This is a genomic window from Rhodococcus sp. 008 (assembly GCF_001682295.1).
Classification (GTDB): Bacteria; Actinomycetota; Actinomycetes; order Mycobacteriales; family Mycobacteriaceae; genus Rhodococcus_F; species Rhodococcus_F qingshengii.
Genome location: NZ_CP012749.1, coordinates 4,103,508 through 4,119,686 on the forward strand (window position 1 = coordinate 4,103,508; position 16,179 = coordinate 4,119,686).

The 16,179-nt window shown below is 63.7% G+C and carries 14 protein-coding genes; all 14 read left to right on the forward strand.

Annotated elements, in window-relative coordinates:
• The first annotated feature begins 109 nt into the window (after positions 1-109).
• The 14 genes from AOT96_RS19220 (at position 110) to tuf (ending at position 16,061) form a co-directional block, all read left to right on the forward strand.
• Positions 110-931: a TIGR03084 family metal-binding protein gene (locus AOT96_RS19220; RefSeq protein ID WP_054187813.1), complete on the forward strand. Its 822-nt coding sequence runs from the start codon at positions 110-112 to the stop codon at positions 929-931.
• Positions 928-2,649, forward strand: a complete 1,722-nt coding sequence (locus AOT96_RS19225) for an acyclic terpene utilization AtuA family protein (protein ID WP_047268913.1) — start codon at positions 928-930, stop codon at positions 2,647-2,649. Before AOT96_RS19220 ends, AOT96_RS19225 begins: the two co-directional genes overlap by 4 nt.
• Positions 2,646-3,794: an acyl-CoA dehydrogenase family protein gene (locus tag AOT96_RS19230; protein ID WP_007728404.1), complete on the forward strand. Its 1,149-nt coding sequence runs from the start codon at positions 2,646-2,648 to the stop codon at positions 3,792-3,794. Before AOT96_RS19225 ends, AOT96_RS19230 begins: the two co-directional genes overlap by 4 nt.
• Positions 3,791-5,389 carry an acyl-CoA carboxylase subunit beta gene (locus AOT96_RS19235; RefSeq protein WP_003941989.1) on the forward strand — a complete coding sequence of 533 codons (1,599 nt, stop codon included), beginning with the start codon at positions 3,791-3,793 and terminating at the stop codon, positions 5,387-5,389. The genes AOT96_RS19230 and AOT96_RS19235 overlap by 4 nt, the downstream gene beginning before the upstream one ends.
• 8 nt (positions 5,390-5,397) lie before the next feature.
• The gene (locus tag AOT96_RS19240) at positions 5,398-7,383 is read left to right on the forward strand and encodes an acetyl/propionyl/methylcrotonyl-CoA carboxylase subunit alpha (protein WP_054187846.1); all 1,986 of its coding nucleotides are present in this window, start codon (positions 5,398-5,400) and stop codon (positions 7,381-7,383) included.
• Entirely contained in the window at positions 7,383-8,543 is a 1,161-nt protein-coding gene (locus AOT96_RS19245; protein ID WP_003942033.1) for an acyl-CoA dehydrogenase family protein, read from the forward strand. The genes AOT96_RS19240 and AOT96_RS19245 overlap by 1 nt, the downstream gene beginning before the upstream one ends.
• A gap of 13 nt (positions 8,544-8,556) precedes the next feature.
• Positions 8,557-9,342 (forward strand): enoyl-CoA hydratase family protein, encoded by a 786-nt coding sequence (locus AOT96_RS19250; RefSeq protein WP_047268915.1) that lies wholly within the window; start codon positions 8,557-8,559, stop codon positions 9,340-9,342.
• Positions 9,343-9,402: 60 nt separating this feature from the next.
• Positions 9,403-10,014: a TetR/AcrR family transcriptional regulator gene (locus AOT96_RS19255; RefSeq protein WP_003942008.1), complete on the forward strand. Its 612-nt coding sequence runs from the start codon at positions 9,403-9,405 to the stop codon at positions 10,012-10,014.
• An 83-nt stretch (positions 10,015-10,097) separates the two neighbouring features.
• On the forward strand, positions 10,098-10,646 hold the full coding sequence (locus tag AOT96_RS19260; RefSeq protein ID WP_003941874.1) for a DUF3558 domain-containing protein: 549 nt from the start codon (positions 10,098-10,100) through the stop codon (positions 10,644-10,646).
• Positions 10,643-11,188, forward strand: coding sequence for a DUF3558 domain-containing protein (locus tag AOT96_RS19265; RefSeq protein ID WP_054187811.1), 546 nt, complete (start codon positions 10,643-10,645; stop codon positions 11,186-11,188). Before AOT96_RS19260 ends, AOT96_RS19265 begins: the two co-directional genes overlap by 4 nt.
• Before the next feature lie 409 nt (positions 11,189-11,597).
• Positions 11,598-11,972 carry a 30S ribosomal protein S12 gene (rpsL, locus tag AOT96_RS19270; protein WP_003941908.1) on the forward strand — a complete coding sequence of 125 codons (375 nt, stop codon included), beginning with the start codon at positions 11,598-11,600 and terminating at the stop codon, positions 11,970-11,972.
• On the forward strand, positions 11,972-12,442 hold the full coding sequence (gene rpsG, locus AOT96_RS19275; protein ID WP_003941856.1) for a 30S ribosomal protein S7: 471 nt from the start codon (positions 11,972-11,974) through the stop codon (positions 12,440-12,442). Before rpsL ends, rpsG begins: the two co-directional genes overlap by 1 nt.
• Positions 12,443-12,642: 200 nt before the next feature.
• Positions 12,643-14,745 carry an elongation factor G gene (fusA, locus tag AOT96_RS19280; RefSeq protein WP_007728394.1) on the forward strand — a complete coding sequence of 701 codons (2,103 nt, stop codon included), beginning with the start codon at positions 12,643-12,645 and terminating at the stop codon, positions 14,743-14,745.
• Between the two features lie 125 nt (positions 14,746-14,870).
• On the forward strand, positions 14,871-16,061 hold the full coding sequence (gene tuf, locus AOT96_RS19285) for an elongation factor Tu (protein ID WP_003941926.1): 1,191 nt from the start codon (positions 14,871-14,873) through the stop codon (positions 16,059-16,061).
• Positions 16,062-16,179: the final 118 nt, after the last annotated feature.

Consider the following 16,179-nt stretch of genomic DNA (forward strand, 5'->3'; position numbering starts at 1 on the left):
GGGTGCTCCTGGTTGTCGATGGCAGTTGAGCTCAGTCTCTCACCACAGGATTTCGCAATAACAATCATTCGTGCTTGATTTTTATGGATGTGAGTGTGATGCTGGTCGCATGGCCGAACTTCAGACGTTCATCGATGACTTGCGGGCCGAAGGCGAGAGCCTCGACGCCCTGGTTGCGGATCTGCCCGAGGAGAAGTGGGCGACAATGACGCCTGCGGAAGGGTGGACCATCGCACATCAGATCGGGCACCTGCACTGGACGGACAGTGCAGCGATCCTGGCGATCACCGACCCGGACGGGTTCGCGGAGCAGTTGAAGGCGGCGTTCGTGAACCCGGCAGGGTTTGTCGACGACGGTGCTGCCGAACAGGCGGCCCGCCAGCCGGCGGAGTTGCTCGCCGATTGGCGAGCGGGGCGCACCGCTCTCGTCGAGGCGCTCACCGCCGCCCTGGCCGGAACCAAGTTCCCCTGGTACGGCCCGCCCATGGGCGGTGTCTCCATGGCTACCGCGCGACTGATGGAGACGTGGGCGCACGGGCAGGACGTTGCCGACGCACTCGGCGTCGAACGCGCTCCGACGGCGCGCATCAAGAACATCGCTCACCTGGGTGTGCGGACGCGAAACTTCGCGTACTCGGTCAACGAGAAGACGCCGCCCGCCGACGATTTCCGGGTTGAGTTGACCGCGCCGGACGGGTCGCTCTGGACCTGGGGGCCGGAAGATGCGCCGCAGAAGGTTACCGGGCCGGCGTTGGACTTCTGCTTGCTGGTCACCCAGCGCGCCAATCGCGCCGATCTCGATCTGGTCGCCGTGGGTGCCGACGCGGACGAGTGGCTCGGGTTCGCGCAGGCCTTTGCCGGACCCAGCGGTGAGGGACGAGCCGCCGTCGGATCCAGCGGTGAGGGACGAGCATCGAAGGTGGGCAAATGAGTTCGGTACGGATCGGTAACTGCTCCGGGTTCTACGGCGACCGCGTCTCGGCGATGCGCGAGATGCTCGAGGGCGGCGAACTCGACTACCTGACCGGCGACTACCTGGCCGAACTGACGATGTTGATCCTCGGGCGGGATCGGATGAAGGACCCGTCGCTCGGCTACGCGAAGACGTTCCTGCGGCAGGTGGAGGACACGCTCGGCCTTGCGCTCGACAAGGGGGTGAAGATCGTCGCGAATGCAGGCGGTCTCAATCCCGCCGGACTGGCCGACGCGTTGCGCGAGGTCAACACCAAGCTGGGGTTGAACGCGAAGATCGCCCACGTCGAGGGCGACGATTTGATCTCTCGGGCAGACGAACTCGGACTCGGCTCCCCACTGACGGCCAATGCGTACCTCGGCGCCTGGGGCATCGTCGAAGCATTGTCGGCCGACGCCGATGTCGTGGTCACCGGACGGGTCACCGATGCGTCGGTGATCGTCGGTCCGGCCGCTCACCATTTCGGTTGGAAGCGAGATGATTTCGATCAGCTTGCCGGTGCTGTCGCGGCGGGCCACGTCATCGAGTGCGGAACCCAGGCCACCGGCGGCAACTACGCGTTCTTCACAGAGATTCCCAATCTGGGCCGGCCTGGCTTCCCGATCGCCGAGATCAACGCGGACGGAACCTCGGTCATCACCAAGCACGCCGGAACGGACGGCGAGGTGAGCGTCGGCACGGTGACGGCGCAGCTGCTGTACGAGATCACCGGTGGACGCTATGCAGGCCCGGACGTGACGACCCGCATCGACAACGCAGTGCTCACCCAGGAAGGCCCGGACCGGGTGTTGATCAGCGGCGTCACGGGCGAGGCTCCGCCGCCGCAGTACAAGGTCTCCCTGAACACGCTGGCCGGGTTCCGTAACGAGGCCACCTTCATCCTCACGGGTCTCGACATCGAGGCCAAGGCCGATCTGGCGAAGACTCAGCTCGAATCCTGGCTGACGAAGAAGCCCGCCGAACTGGTCTGGACTCTCGCTCGCACGGATCATCCGGATTCCGACACCGAGGAAACCGCGAGTGCGTTGCTGCGCTGCGTGGTTCGCGATTCCGACCCCAAGGTGATCGGTCGCCCTTTCTCCGCGGTTGCGGTGGAAATGGCACTTGCCAGCTACCCCGGCTTCTCGCTGACGGCTCCGCCGAGCAACGGCCAACCGTACGGAGTGTTCACCCCCGGCTACGTCGACGCGGGATCGGTGCCGCACGTGGCCGTACTGCCGGACGGCACGCGCGTGGACATCGCTCCGTCCACGTTGACGCAGGACCTCGAACCCGTCGGCGAACCGGAGCGTCCGGAGCCGTTGCCGCCACAGACGTCGCTTTCAGTACCACTCGGCACGATCGCCGGTGCCCGTAGCGGCGACAAGGGCGGAAATGCCAACGTCGGCGTCTGGGTTCGCACGGACGATCAGTGGAAGTGGTTGGCGCACACACTGACCGTCGAGATGCTCAAGGAACTGCTACCGGAAGCAGCAGACCTGAACGTCACTCGCTACCAGCTTCCGCACCTTCGTGCCGTCAACTTCGTGATCGAGGGAATTCTCGGTCAGGGTGTCGCCTCGCAGGCGCGGTTCGATCCGCAGGCCAAGGGAATTGGTGAATGGCTGCGTTCGCGCCACATCGACATCCCGATTTCGCTACTCCCCGTAACTGACGAGAAAGAGGATTCACGGTGACCGTGTGGACCACACCGGAAAGGCTTGCGCTTCGCGAGACCGTACGCGGATTCGTGAACCAGGAGATTCTGCCGCATCTGACGCAGTGGGAGCGAGACGGCGAGATTCCGCGCGAATTGCACCGCAAGGCAGGCGCTCTCGGACTCCTCGGGGCCAGCGCACCCGAATCGGCCGGCGGTGAGGGCGGCGACGCCGTCGACTCCATCGTGATCTGTGAGGAGATGCATCAGGCAGGTGCGTCGGGCGGGCTGTTCGCATCGCTCTTCACCTGCGGCATCGCGGTGCCGCACCTGATCGCGGCCGGCGACGAGGCGCAGATCGAGAAGTGGGTCAAGCCGACCCTGCGCGGCGACAAGATCGGCTCGCTCGCCATCACCGAGCCCGGCGGAGGCAGCGACGTCGGGCACCTGACAACTACAGCCAAGCGCGACGGCGATCATTACGTCGTGAACGGCGCCAAGACGTTCATCACCTCCGGCGTTCGAGCGGACTTCGTCGTTACAGCGGTGCGCACCGGTGGTCCCGGCGCGGGTGGTGTCTCACTGCTCGTGATCGAGAAGGGCACACCGGGATTCACCGTCTCGCGCAAACTCGAGAAGATGGGCTGGCGCGCATCCGATACCGCGGAACTCTCCTTTGTCGACGCCCGGGTTCCGGTGGAGAATCTGGTCGGTGCAGAGAACAGCGGCTTCGCGCAGATCGCCCAGGCATTTGTCTCCGAGCGGGTAGCGCTCGCCGCGCAGGCGTATGCCAGTGCAGAACGTTGCCTGGAGCTGACGCTCGAATGGTGCCGCGCCCGTGAGACTTTCGGTCGCCCCCTGATCAGTCGGCAGGCCGTCCAGAACACCGTCACCGAGATGGCCCGCAAGATCGACGTCGCCAAGGTGTACACGCACTCGGTGATCGAGCGGTACATGGCCGGTGACGGCGATCTGATCGCCGAGGTGTGCTTTGCGAAGAACACGGCAGTCGAGACGGGCGAATGGGTTGCGAACCAAGCTGTTCAGCTGTTCGGCGGCCTCGGATACATGCAGGAAAGCGAAGTGGAGAGGCAGTACCGGGACATGCGAATTCTGGGAATCGGTGGCGGAACCACCGAAATCCTCACCGGCCTCGCGGCCAAGCGATTGGGGTATCAGTCATGAGTGTCATCCGGTCAACACTGGACACCAATTCCGAGGTGTACAAGACCGCAACATCGACCATGAACACCAAGCTCGCCGAGATCGAGGTCGAGCACGCCAAGGCGTTGGCGGGTGGCGGCGAGAAGTACACCGAGCGGCACCACAAGCGGGGAAAGCTCCTGGCACGCGAGCGGATCGAACTCCTGCTCGATCAGGATTCACCGTTCCTCGAACTGTGTCCCCTCGCTGCGTGGGGGAGTGACTTCCCGGTCGGAGCCAGCACCGTGGTCGGTATCGGCGTCGTCGAAGGTGTCGAATGCCTGATCGTCGCCAACGATCCCACCGTGCGCGGCGGCACCAGCAATCCGTGGACGCTGCGTAAGGGTTTCCGGGCCAACGATATCGCCATGCAGAACCGCCTCCCTGTGATCTCCCTCGTAGAGTCCGGCGGCGCAGACTTGCCGACGCAGAAAGAGGTGTTCATCCCGGGCGGGCGTATGTTCCGTGACCTCACTCAGCTGTCCGCAGCCGGAATCCCCACCATTGCACTGGTCTTCGGTAACTCGACGGCCGGCGGTGCGTACATCCCGGGCATGTCCGATCACGTCGTGATGATCAAGGAACGCTCCAAGGTGTTCCTCGCAGGCCCGCCGCTGGTCAAGATGGCCACCGGTGAGGAATCCGACGACGAGGCACTCGGCGGCGCCGAAATGCACGCTCGCAAGTCCGGGTTGGCCGACTACTTCGCCGCCGACGAGCAGGACGCGATCCGCATCGGGCGCTCGATCGTCAAGCGGCTCAACTGGACCAAGAAGGGGCCGGCGCCGCGCGCGGAGATCATCGAACCGCTCGAGGATCCGGAAGAGTTGCTCGGCATCGTTCCGGCCGACCTGAAGATCCCGTTCGATCCGCGTGAGGTCATCGCCCGTATCGTCGACGGCTCCGACTTCGACGAGTTCAAGCCGCTCTACGGCTCCTCCCTCGTGACCGGGTGGGCCGAGCTGAACGGCTACCCGATCGGCATCCTGGCGAACGCACGTGGAGTGCTCTTCAGTGAGGAATCACAGAAGGCCACGCAGTTCATCCAGCTCGCCAATCGTTCCAACACGCCGTTGCTGTTCCTGCACAACACCACCGGCTACATGGTGGGTAAGGAATACGAGGAGGGCGGCATGATCAAGCACGGATCGATGATGATCAATGCGGTTGCCAACTCCAAGGTTCCGCACATCTCGATCCTGCTCGGAGCGTCGTACGGCGCCGGTCACTACGGTATGTGCGGACGCGCGTTCGATCCGCGGTTCCTCTTTGCGTGGCCCAGTTCCAAGTCCGCCGTCATGGGCGGTGCGCAGCTCGCCGGCGTCATCTCCATCGTGGGACGCGCTGCTGCCGAGGCCCGCGGCCAGGTCTTCGACGAGCAGGCCGACGCCGGCATGCGCGCGATGATCGAGAACCAGATCGAGGCCGAGTCACTTCCGATGTTCCTGTCGGGTCGTCTGTACGACGACGGCGTCATCGATCCCCGAGACACCCGCACCGTGGTGGGAATGTGCCTGTCGGCCATCGCCACCGCCCCGATCGAAGGCACCGAGAACTTCGGCGTCTTCCGTATGTGAGGCACGCCGTGACAATCACTTCAGTACTGGTCGCCAATCGTGGCGAAATCGCCCGCCGTGTCTTTGCAACCTGCCGCAAGAACGGAATCGGCACGGTCGCGGTATTTTCCGACGCAGATGCCGACAGCCCGCACGTCGCCGAAGCCGATGCTTCGGTTCGCCTGCCGGGTAACACGCCTGCCGAGACCTACTTGCGGGGTGAGCTCGTCATCGCCGCCGCCAAGGCTTCGGGCGCCGACGCGATTCACCCCGGATACGGATTCCTCTCCGAGAACGCGGAGTTCGCGCGCAGCGTCATCGACGCGGGACTGACGTGGATCGGCCCGCCCGTCGAATCCATCGAGCTCATGGGGTCGAAGGTCGAGTCCAAGAAGATCATGGACGCCGCCGGAGTGCCGGTGCTCTCCGAACTCGATCCCGCCGCGGTGACCGAGGCTCATCTGCCGGTGCTGATCAAGGCGTCGGCGGGCGGCGGCGGACGCGGAATGCGTGTCGTTCGTGAATTGTCGGCGCTGGACGGCGAACTGGAAGCGGCGCGGCGTGAGGCGCAGTCCGCTTTCGGCGACCCGACAGTCTTCTGTGAGCGTTACCTCGAGACCGGTCGGCACATCGAGGTTCAGGTCATGGCCGACCGCCACGGTGCGGTGTGGGCGGTGGGGGAGCGCGAGTGCTCGATCCAGCGTCGGCATCAGAAGGTGGTCGAAGAGGCCCCGTCGCCGCTCGTGCAACGCATCCCCGCCATGCGCGACAAGCTGTTCGACGCCTCGCGGCTCGCAGCCAACGCCATCGGTTACGAGGGGGCAGGAACCGTTGAATTCCTGGCTGACGAAAAAGGCGACTTCTTCTTCCTGGAAATGAACACGCGTTTGCAGGTGGAGCATCCGGTCACCGAGTGCACCACTGGACTCGATCTGGTGGAACTGCAATTGCAGGTCGCTTCAGGTGAAGCACTTCCGGACGATCAGCCGGAGATCCGTGGGCATTCGATCGAAGTGCGCCTGTACGCCGAGGACCCCGCCAAGAACTGGCAGCCGCAGAGCGGAACCGTCCACCACATCGAGTTGCCCGGTGACCCGCAAGAATTCAGTGTTCTGCGTGAGCAGGGCGTTCGCCTCGACTCCGGCGTCGTCGACGGCAGTGTTGTCGGCGTCCACTACGACCCGATGTTGGCCAAGGTCATCTCGTACGCGCCGACGCGGACCGCAGCTGCCCGGCTGCTCGCATCGACGCTGGCGCGCACCAGGATTCACGGGCTGCGCACCAACCGCGACCTGCTCGTCAACGTCCTGGCCCACCCCGCCTTCATTGCCGGAGACACCGACACTGCCTTCTTCGAGACTCACGACCTCGAGAAGCTGTCTACGCCCTTGGCCGATACCGACGCCGAAAAACTCTCGGCGCTGGCGGCGGCACTTGCCGATGCCGCGCACAACCGGGCGTCGGCCCGCGTCATCGGCCGCTTGCCCAGCGGGTGGCGCAACCTCCCGTCGCAGCCGCAGAGCAAGAGCTATTCCACTGCGTCGGGCGACTACGACGTCCGCTACTCCCTGAGCCGAAGCGGCGTGCTGAGTGCAGAAGGCTTCGACGACGTGCGCCTGGTATCGGCAACTGCGACCCGGGTAGTGCTCGAGCAGAGCGGAGTACAGCGCTCGTTCGACGTTGCGGCCTACGGGAGTGAGATTTTTGTCGACTCCTCGCTCGGACCCGTCGCGTTGACGGCAGCACCGCGCTTCGTGGATCCGTCGGCAGAAGTCGCCGCCGGTTCGTTGCTCGCTCCGATGCCGGGATCGGTCATCCGCCTCGGTGCCGCACTCGGTGACACCGTCACCGCCGGCCAGCCGATTCTGTGGCTGGAGGCCATGAAGATGGAACACACCGTCACCGCGCCGACTGCCGGTGTCCTGGTGGAACTTCCGGTCGCCGTCGGCCAGCAGGTCGAGGTCGGATCGGTACTCGCACGTGTGGAAGAACCCGCTACAGAAGAGGAAGCATGATGAGTTTCATCGAGACCGAAGAGCAGAAGGAACTGCGGGCATCCGTTTCCAAACTGGGTGAGCGCTTCAACTACGTCGACTACGTGCTGCCCAAGGCGCGAAAGGGGGAGCCGCTCACCGAATTGTGGAACGAGGCGGGCAAACTCGGATTCCTGGGCGTCAACCTGCCGGAGGAATACGGCGGCGGCGGTGCAGGCATCTACGAACTCGCGCTGGTGCAGGAGGAATTGGCGGCGCAGGGTGCCGGTCTGCTCCTGGTTGTCGTATCCCCGGCCATCTGCGGCACCATCATCGGCAAGTACGGCACGGCGGAGCAGAAGCAGCAGTGGCTACCCAGCCTCGCCGACGGCTCCAAGATCATGGCGTTCGGAATCACCGAGGCCGACGCTGGTTCCAACTCTCATCAGATCACCACGACGGCACGCAGGGATGGCGACGACTGGATCCTGAGCGGCAACAAGATCTACATCTCGGGTGTCGATCAGGCTGACGCGGTCCTCGTCGTTGCGCGGACCGAGGACTCCAAGACGGGCAAGCTCAAGCCCGCTCTGTTCATCGTCCCCACGGATTCTCCGGGATTCGTGAAGACGCAGATGGAGATGGACATCATCGAACCGGACCACCAGTTCATCCTCTTCCTCGACGACGTCCGTCTGCCGGCCGACGCTCTGGTCGGCGAAGCCGATGCCGCCTTGATGCAGTTGTTCGCCGGCCTCAACCCCGAGCGCATCCTGGGTGCGTCGATGGCCATCGGCATGGGCCGTTACGCCCTGAACGCCGCAGTGAAGTTCGCCAACGAGCGCACGGTGTGGAAGACGCCGATCGGTGCGCACCAAGGTATTTCGCATCCACTCGCGCAGGTGAAGATCGAACTCGAGCTCGCCAAGCTGATGATGCAGAAGGCCGCGGTGCTCTACGACAGCGGTGACGATTTCGGTGCTGCCGAAGCCGCGAACATGGCAAAGTACGCCGCCGCTGAAGCCAGCATCAAGGCGCTCGATCAGGCGATCCAGACGCATGGCGGCGCCGGCCTGACGAAGGAATACGGACTGGCCGCCATGCTCGGTGCGGCTCGTATCGCCCGTGTCGCGCCGGTGAGCCGCGAGATGATCCTCAACTTCGTCTCACAGCATTCCCTCGGTCTGCCACGGTCCTACTAGGAAGAGGCGACTCATGACGGATCAGGACAAGCCATACGTACGGTACGAAGTATCGGGCGGTGCTGCCACGATCACTCTCGACTCACCCCACAACCGCAACGCGATTTCGACGCGGTTGGTCACGGAGTTGCAGGCTGGGTTGACGGCGGCTGCCGCCGATCCGGCAGTTCGAGCGGTGGTACTCACCCACACCGGTGGAACATTCTGTGCGGGAGCCGATCTGAGTGAGGCCTCCGGTTCGTCCGCATCACCGGAGGACGCCGTCAAGGAGCGAGGACGGGGGATGCTGACACTCTTGCGCAGCATTCTCGAGCTTCCCAAGCCGGTGATCGGGCGGATCGACGGTCACGTCCGGGCCGGAGGCATGGGTCTTGTCGGGGCGTGCGACATCGTCGTCGCCGGACCGGCGAGCACCTTCGCGGTGACGGAATCACGGTTGGGTTTGGCAGCGTCCATCATTTCGCTCACGGTCCTGCCGAGGCTCGACCAGCGATCTGCGAGCCGCTATCTGCTCACCGGAGAGAAGTTCGGCCAGCACGAGGCCGAATCCATCGGACTCGTCACCGCCGCGTCGCAGGACACGGGGGAGTCGATCACCGAACTGCTCGGCACCTTGCGCCAATGTTCACCGCAGGGACTTGCCGAATCGAAGTGGATCACGACGCGTTCGGTCCTGGCTGGATTCGACCGGGACGGCGAGGAGATGATCGCGCAGTCGGCTCGGCTGTTTTCCTCTGACGAGGCTCGTGAGGGCATGATGTCTTTCTTGCAGAAGCGTCCAGCGGCCTGGGCGCAGTAGAAACTGCGCAGCTGGGACACAGAAGCGCTGGAACACAGAAGTAGAAGGGATGGCGGCGCGATGACTCGAGAGCCCAAGCAGGACCGAAGTCGAGTCACGCGCTCCCACCTGCTCGAAGTGACTGTGGAGTGTCTCGCCGAACTCGGGTGGAGCGCAACGACGATGAGCGTCGTCGCGCAGCGTGCCGGGGTGTCCAGAGGCGCGATGCAGCATCACTTCCCGACCCGCGAGGACCTCATCACTGCGGCGCTCGAGGTGATGTTCGACGCCCGGATGGATCAGGCACGAAAGGAATCGACCGACCTTCCGGTGGGTGCCGGACGAACCGAGGCGATCATTTCGCGGTTGGTGGAGTACTACACCGGGACTCTGTTCAAAGCAGCACTGCAGGTGTGGACGGCCGCTGCCTCCGACCCCGACCTGCGTGCCCGCGTACTGCCCCTCGAGGAACGATTCGGGCGCATCGCGCACCGCATGGCCGTCGAGAGTCTGGGTGTCGACGACTCCGACCCGGTGACGCACCGCTTGGTACAGGCGACCCTGGACCTGGCCCGCGGGCTGGGGCTGGCTGATGTCTTGACAGACGACTCGCGCCGACGCACCGAGGTGGTCAAACAGTGGGCGGCGCAATTGGATTCCACGCTTGTTCGGGTACCGGTGGCAACTCCCTGAATCGGTAGCGGCGGGGCCGGCGCCGGTGCTCTCGACGCGCACGTGGCGTGTGTCGGGGGCCACCGAGAAGTACAGTCGGCTCCATGGCCGCACGCACTCTCACTTCGATCGGGACTTCGGTATTGGTCTCGGCTGCCGTGCTCTCGGCCGTGGTCGGCTGCAGCTCCGGCGACGGGTCCGTCGATCAGCCGGGCGACGGTGCGGGTTCGCAGGCACTCGCACCTACGGATCCGGGTCCGATGTTCGCCGAATGCGGCTCGGTGACCGACGAGGAAGTTGTCAACGCCTTCAATCTCGGCGCTTTTGCGACGACGACGCGCAACGGCGTCGGTTGCCAGTGGGAAGTCGCCGGTTCGAACGGCCCGAGCGTCAGTTTCTCCTGGTACCGCGGTAGCCCGATCGGCCGCGAACGGGCCGGGTCCGACCTGCTCGGACGTCCTGCCGACGACATCACGATCGGTGGACACCAGGGCTTCATCGCGTCCACGGCAGGTTCGTTGTGCGAGTTGGGTATCGCGTTCGGCGGAGACTTCGTGCACTGGTCGATCACCTACGGTTTGCTGCCACCGACCGCGGATCCATGCACGGTGGCGCGGGATCTGATGGAAAAAACAGTTTCGAGGGCACAGTGAAGTTCGAGGGCGCCGTGAAGCGCGTAAGGATCGGGCTCGCCCTGGCTGGGTCGCTGGTTCTACTCACGGGGTGCGGCTCCGTGGTCACCGGGACTCCTCGTGCGGAGGGCAGCTACGGCGGTAGTGACAGCCAGGAATTCGCGAACGTCCTCCAAGAATGCGAAGCCGTCACCGACGAGCAGATCGCCAGCGCGGTGGGTGCCGACGCCGTCGGGCGTGGGTTCTTCGGCGCCATCTGCCGTTGGGACGGCATCGGGGCCGCGGGTCCGATCAAGATCACCTTCAACTGGTTCGAGACGGGCACCCTCGATCACGAGCGCGCTGCATTCGAGCACCTGGGATACGTGGTGGCGAAAATCGACATCAACGGCAGTGGCGGGTACCAGGTTCGCCAGCCGGCCGATCCGCAGAGCTGCGGGGTGAGCGCGAGCGCACCGGCCGGGGGAGTGTTCGGTTGGTGGGTCACCGAGCCGCAAGGCGGCGCGGATCCGTGCGAGGCTGCGGCAAAGCTCGGCGCGTTGACGTTGAACCGCAGCATCTGATCGCGACCGGTCCGGCTGCGTGGTCTGAGTGTGCAGCCAGAGTCTCTGGTCAGAGCGTGAGGTCACTATCACCGTGGCCTCGCTTTGACCTCGTGGCGCGCCGACAGGTATCGTTATGGGTCGTGTCCGGCATGCCCGGGCCGATCTGTGTGCCTAGCTAGGTATTGCCGTGCGCGCGTTCGAGCAGAAACTGCTGATGAACGAGCATCCGGCTGCCTGTGTGGGGGTATGCGACACGCCCGACCTCGGGGGCAGTGCGCGGCATGAAAGTGCTGAGTACAGACTCTGAGGTGGGTGAGGAGCAGCAGCTCTCTTGCTCCAACTGCTAGATCCCTAATTTCAGAACAGCCACGTTTTCGAACGGCCCGAGTTCGCTCGAGCAGTCTGTTCGTCACAAGAAAGCCGGTAAATGCCAACCATCAACCAGCTGGTCCGCAAGGGTCGCCGCGACAAGACCGCCAAGGTCAAGACGGCAGCCCTCAAGGGCAGCCCGCAGCGTCGTGGCGTGTGCACTCGCGTGTACACCACCACCCCCAAGAAGCCGAACTCCGCGCTCCGTAAGGTCGCACGTGTTCGCCTCACGACTTCGGTCGAGGTCACCGCGTACATCCCCGGTGAAGGTCACAACCTTCAGGAGCACTCCATGGTGCTCGTCCGTGGCGGTCGTGTGAAGGACCTCCCGGGTGTCCGTTACAAGATCATCCGCGGCTCCCTCGACACCCAGGGTGTCAAGGGTCGCAAGCAGGCACGCAGCCGCTACGGCGCCAAGAAGGAGAAGAGCTAATGCCACGTAAGGGCCCCGCTCCGAAGCGCCCGCTCATCAACGACCCGGTTTACGGTTCCCCGTTGGTGACGCAGCTCGTCAACAAGATCCTGCTGGACGGCAAGAAGTCCACCGCAGAGCGAATCGTGTACCAGGCTCTCGAGCAGGCACGCGAGAAGACCGGCACCGATCCGGTCGTCACCCTCAAGCGCGCCCTGGACAACGTCAAGCCTGCACTCGAGGTTCGTAGCCGCCGCGTCGGTGGCGCTACCTACCAGGTGCCGGTCGAGGTTCGCCCCGGTCGTTCCACCACGCTGGCACTGCGCTGGCTGGTCACCTTCTCGCGTGCACGTCGTGAGAAGACCATGGTCGAGCGTCTCGCCAACGAGCTCCTCGATGCCAGCAATGGCCTCGGTGCAGCTGTGAAGCGTCGCGAAGACACTCACAAGATGGCCGAAGCCAACAAGGCATTCGCCCACTACCGCTGGTGATGTAAAGCGTCGGAGCAACTGCCATCGGGTGGGGCTCCGACGCTTGTCGCCGTTGGCGGCCTGATCATCGCGACGGATTCCGGACGCAGGTGGCCAGGTTCGCCTCGGCAGAGACATAATTGAAAGACCATGGCCCTGACGGTGGAACACACCGATAAGGCCGACACCCGAAAACCAAGCAACGAGCGGGGAAGAAACCTGTGGCACAGGAAGTGCTGACTGACCTGAACAAGGTCCGCAACATCGGCATCATGGCGCACATCGATGCCGGCAAGACCACCACCACCGAGCGCATCCTGTTCTACACCGGTGTCAATTACAAGATCGGTGAGACGCACGACGGTGCGTCGACGACGGACTGGATGGAGCAGGAGAAGGAACGCGGCATCACGATCACGTCTGCCGCCGTGACTTGCTTCTGGAACAACAACCAGATCAACATCATCGACACCCCCGGCCACGTCGACTTCACGGTCGAGGTGGAGCGGTCGCTGCGCGTGCTCGACGGCGCAGTTGCTGTCTTCGACGGTAAAGAGGGTGTCGAGCCGCAGTCCGAGCAGGTTTGGCGTCAGGCTGCCAAGTACGACGTTCCGCGCATCTGCTTCGTCAACAAGATGGACAAGATGGGCGCGGACTTCTACTTCACAGTCCAGACCATCATCGACCGCTTGGGCGCGAAGCCGCTCGTTCTCCAGCTGCCCATCGGCGCTGAGGACGACTTCGACGGCGTCGTCGACCTGGTCGAGATGAAGGCCATCACCTGGCGCGGCGTGGTCCCGACGGGAACCGCTCCGACCATCGAGGAGATCCCCGCGGATCTCGTCGAGAAGGCTGCCGAGTACCGCGAGAAGCTGCTCGAGACGGTTGCAGAGTCCGACGAAGCTCTCATGGAGAAGTACTTCGGCGGCGAAGAGCTCACCATCGAGGAGATCAAGGGCGCCATCCGCAAGATGACGGTCGCCTCCGAGCTGTACCCGGTTCTCTGTGGCTCCGCGTTCAAGAACAAGGGCGTTCAGCCCATGCTCGACGCTGTCATCGACTACCTTCCGAACCCGCTGGACATCGGCGAGGTCATCGGCCACAAGCTCGGTGACGAAGAAGTAGAGATCACTCGCAAGCCGAGCAAGGACGAGCCGTTCTCGGCTCTCGCCTTCAAGATCGCTGCTCACCCGTTCTTCGGCAAGCTGACCTTCGTCCGCGTGTACTCGGGTCGTATCGATCCGGGTGCTCAGGTGCTCAACGCAACCAAGGGCAAGAAGGAGCGCATCGGAAAGCTCTTCCAGATGCACGCCAACAAGGAGAACCCGGTAGACGAGGCCGTAGCCGGCCACATCTACGCAATGATCGGCCTCAAGGACACCACCACCGGTGACACCTTGTGCGATCAGGCGAGCCCCATCGTCCTCGAGTCGATGTCGTTCCCCGCGCCGGTCATCCAGGTCTCCATCGAGCCCAAGACCAAGTCCGACCAGGAAAAGCTGGGCGTCGCGATCCAGAAGCTCGCCGAAGAGGACCCGACCTTCTCGGTCGAGCTCGACGAAGAGACCGGTCAGACCGTCATCGGCGGTATGGGCGAGCTCCACCTCGACATCCTCGTCGACCGCATGCGTCGCGAGTTCAAGGTCGAGGCGAACGTCGGTAAGCCGCAGGTTGCGTACCGCGAGACCATCACCAAGAAGGTCGAGAAGCACGACTACACCCACAAGAAGCAGACGGGTGGCTCGGGCCAGTTCGCAAAGGTCATCATCGCTCTGGAGCCTTTCGTGGGCGAAGACGGTGCTACCTACGAGTTCGAGAACAAGGTCTCCGGCGGACGTATCCCGCGCGAGTACATCCCCTCCGTGGATGCCGGTGCGCAGGACGCGATGCAGTACGGTGTTCTCGCCGGCTACCCGCTCGTGAACCTGAAGCTGTCGCTGCTCGATGGTGCTTACCACGACGTCGACTCCTCGGAAATGGCGTTCAAGGTTGCCGGTTCGCAGGCACTGAAGGAAGCCGCCCGCAAGGCTGGCCCCGTCATTCTCGAGCCGCTCATGGCTGTCGAGGTCACAACGCCCGAGGAGTACATGGGCGACGTGATCGGCGACCTCAACTCCCGCCGTGGCCAGATCCAGGCCATGGAGGAACGCAGTGGTGCCCGTGTCGTGAAGGCGCTGGTTCCGCTCTCGGAGATGTTCGGTTACATCGGTGACCTGCGGTCGAAGACCCAGGGCCGAGCGAACTTCTCCATGGTGTTCGATTCCTACGCAGAGGTTCCCGCGAACGTCTCGAAGGAAATCATCGCCAAGGCGACGGGCGAGTAAGCACAGCGAGCTCCCCAGCCCGCGCCGGCAAGTAACCTCGGTTTCTTCCGGCACGAAGCACGACCTAGTAACAACCAACCGCACTGCTGCATACGGCAAGCAACAACAGTCCAGGAGGACACAAAGTGGCGAAGGCGAAGTTCGAGCGGACGAAGCCGCACGTGAACATCGGCACCATTGGTCACGTCGACCACGGCAAGACCACGACGACGGCGGCCATCACCAAGGTTCTCGCGGATGCATTCCCCGACCTGAACGAGGCTTCGGCCTTCGATCAGATCGACAAGGCTCCCGAGGAAAAGGCTCGTGGCATCACGATCAACATCTCGCATGTTGAGTACCAGACGGAAAAGCGCCACTACGCGCACGTCGATGCACCGGGTCACGCCGACTACATCAAGAACATGATCACCGGCGCAGCTCAGATGGACGGCGCTATCCTCGTCGTCGCAGCTACCGACGGCCCGATGCCCCAGACGCGCGAGCATGTCCTGCTCGCTCGCCAGGTTGGCGTTCCTTACATCCTCGTCGCCCTGAACAAGGCCGACATGGTTGACGACGACGAGATCCTCGAGCTCGTCGAGATGGAGGTCCGCGAACTGCTGGCCGCTCAGGAATTCGACGAGGAAGCCCCCGTCATTCCGATCTCGGCACTCAAGGCACTCGAGGGTGACCCGAAGTGGACGCAGTCCATTCTCGACCTGATGGCTGCTGTCGACGAGTCCATCCCGGACCCGATTCGTGAGACCGAGAAGCCCTTCCTCATGCCCGTCGAGGACGTCTTCACGATCACCGGCCGTGGCACCGTTGTCACCGGTCGTATCGAGCGTGGCGTTGTCAACGTCAACGAAGAGGTCGAGATCGTCGGCATCAAGGAAACCTCGACCAAGACCACGGTCACGGGTATCGAGATGTTCCGCAAGCTGCTCGACTCGGGCCAGGCCGGCGACAACGTCGGACTGCTCGTTCGTGGCATCAAGCGCGAAGATGTCGAGCGTGGACAGGTTGTCGTCAAGCCGGGCACCACGACTCCCCACACGGAGTTCGAGGGCCAGGCATACATCCTGTCGAAGGACGAGGGCGGCCGCCACACCCCGTTCTTCAACAACTACCGCCCGCAGTTCTACTTCCGTACCACGGACGTTACGGGCGTCGTGACGCTGCCTGAGGGCACCGAGATGGTCATGCCCGGTGACAACACCGAGATGTCCGTCAAGCTGATCCAGCCTGTCGCCATGGACGAGGGCCTGCGCTTCGCAATTCGCGAAGGCGGCCGTACGGTCGGCGCCGGCAAGGTTGCCAAGATCATCAAGTGAGACTCTTGTCTCGCTAGCTGATTCACAGCACTGAAAAAGGCGCTCATTCCCTTCGGGGAGTGAGCGCCTTTTCTGTGTCTTCCATCGGTTGGCCTGTGATCGAGTGTTCGGTGATCGG